Below are 1,981 nucleotides of genomic sequence, written 5' to 3'. Positions count from 1 at the left end.
TTTGCCTCCACTTTTAGATGTACTTCCAAACATAGTAGTACCATCATCATTAACCTTACCTATGCTTATCTTAGCACTATAACTTAAGGTATTATTCTCAAATCCTCTAAATAAACCTTCTAAACCCATACTACCCACATTAGAATGTTTATTAATACTATAATCTTCAAATATGTTTGAAAAAGGTTCATCTTTTAATATCTTATGATAAATACTAGAAGTAAAGTATAAAGATGAATTAGTATTAATCCATACAGGATAAGAAAAGTCTATACCGAAATTTCTAGAAGTACCGCTAAAGCCAACTTCTTGATAATCTCCACCTAAAGAATAAGAGCCTTGAGATATACTTGGAGTAATTTTTAAATTTCCTAAAAAGAAAGTATAACTAGCCCCATAGTTAATTTGTTTTTCATTGCTTGATTGTAAGTAAAAATTATAATAATCTCCCATATTAAGTATAGAATTAAATCCCATACTAATACCAGCTCTAATATCCCCTGCACTTTTAATACCATAATTATCAGCATATAATAATACATTAGCCTTAGTATCAGGAACTACTTCTATAACTATATCAGTTTCTCCTACATTCTCTCCTGCTTGTAAGCCTGCTAGGGTTTGAATGCCATACATTTCATTGACTTTATACACACTATCTTCTATTAATTTAGTAGAGATGATTTTACCTTTGATTCTTTCATTAAGCTTACTTTCAATAAAATAATCTTTTATAGTAGTTTTATTCTTTATTATATACTTACCTAATGTTCCTAAGGCTATGTTTATTTGTACACTATCTTCAAATTCTTGTTGGGGTACATAAGCTGTTGCAGCAGGATAGCCATTAACTTGGAAATAATAAGCAATAATATTAGATATATCTTGTAAATCTTGCAAACTAAATTTTCTAGTGCTAAACTCACTAATGAGTATTTGTAAATCTTCTTCTTTAATACCTAGCTTTTCAAAGCTAGTGTTTTCATTAGTGATGATGAATTTGTATTTGGTTATTACTTCTTTAGTGGTGGTAGTATTAGTTTGATTACTTGAGTTAGTAGAGTTAGTGTTAGAACTATTGTTTGTTTGATTATTTGGATTACTTGTATTATTGTTGGTATTGGTTTGATTGTTTAATTTGGTAGTGTTGTTATTAAAACTATGATTGTTTGAAGCATTATTGGTATTAAAGCTATTATTAGTTGAATTAAAATTATTGTTTGTTTGATTATTTATACTAGAGTTAGTGTTAGCTTTGTCATTGTTTGTATTAGTGTTAGTTTGGTTATTTGGGTTGGTAGTGTTATTATTAGTTTGATTGTTAGCTTCCTCATTAGTTTTATCTTCTTGATTAAATTTTTCTTTTAATTCTTTCTTTTTTTCTTCAAAGTCTTTTTTAGCTTCTTGAGTTTTTTTATAATCATCTTTGGTTTTTAGATTTTCTTTGATAGCTTTGTTTTGAGGGAGGTTTCTATCAGGAGATAATTCTATAACCTTTTCTATATCATTTTTAGCTATGATAATACTTCCATTATTAGCATAGACTAAAGAGCTAATTGCTATAGTGCTAAGTAAAAGTTTTTTCATACTTATTTTTTCCTTTTAATGATGTATTTTAATTTTAAGTTTTTGTTTTTCAATATTTATATTGATTAATTAAAATATTTTTAATATGAGTATATTCATTAATATACTCATTATATACACTAGGATAAATCCTAGTGTTTAGTGTTTAATTTTTTATGCATCAAAGCTGTAGATTATAATCCCCCAACTACACAAGGATTCATAGTTTTATAATTATCACTGACTATGCAAGTTTTACTTTTTTGAATTAAAGAAGTTTCATCTATTTCTTCAGTTTCTTCTTCTTCATTTAAAGTTTCATTACCTATAGAATTAAAAGTAGAACTTTGTTCAAATGCTAAAGAATCATCAGGTTTATTATCAATTGGTGGTTCTACTGGGTCAATAGGTTTAT

General features: G+C 26.9%; 1 protein-coding gene and 1 pseudogene. Both read right to left on the bottom strand.

Annotated elements, in window-relative coordinates; all coding sequences use genetic code 11:
- Positions 1-1,587 (bottom strand): ShlB/FhaC/HecB family hemolysin secretion/activation protein (locus L8W57_RS07805; RefSeq protein WP_263662322.1); only part of this gene is annotated, 1,587 nt, incomplete at its 3' end.
- A 173-nt stretch (positions 1,588-1,760) separates the two neighbouring features.
- Positions 1,761-1,981, bottom strand: a pseudogene (locus L8W57_RS07800) (hypothetical protein); the annotation flags it as partial.

This window comes from Campylobacter sp. IFREMER_LSEM_CL1890 (assembly GCF_025772045.1).
GTDB classification, from domain to species: Bacteria; Campylobacterota; Campylobacteria; order Campylobacterales; family Campylobacteraceae; genus Campylobacter_D; species Campylobacter_D lari_D.
This window is presented reverse-complemented; position numbering and strand designations above follow the sequence as displayed.